This window comes from Limimaricola sp. G21655-S1 (assembly GCF_027213785.1).
Classification (GTDB): Bacteria; Pseudomonadota; Alphaproteobacteria; order Rhodobacterales; family Rhodobacteraceae; genus Limimaricola.
Map to the genome: position 1 here is coordinate 1 of NZ_JAPWGO010000349.1, position 255 is coordinate 255.

Consider the following 255-nt stretch of genomic DNA (forward strand, 5'->3'; position numbering starts at 1 on the left):
GGGCTATGTGATGTATCGCCGTCCGGTCGAATTCGAGGGCTTCGTCTTTGGCACAATGGTCGTTCAATGGTCGACCGAAGAAGGGCGTGAAATCGTTCTCGATAAAGTGCGCCAGACGATCACTTGGACGGTTCTGGCGGTGATCGCTATGTCGCTGTTGATGCTCTATCTGGTGTACCGGTTGGCTCTCAACCCGCTGCAGATCGTTCATGCGCGGATGTCGAATGCAGTCGCTGGAGCAAAGACGGCTCATTC

The 255-nt window shown here is 54.9% G+C and carries 1 pseudogene; it reads left to right on the plus strand.

Going from position 1 to position 255, the window contains the following annotated elements:
• Positions 1-255, plus strand: a pseudogene (locus tag O4G76_RS21040) (hybrid sensor histidine kinase/response regulator); the annotation flags it as partial.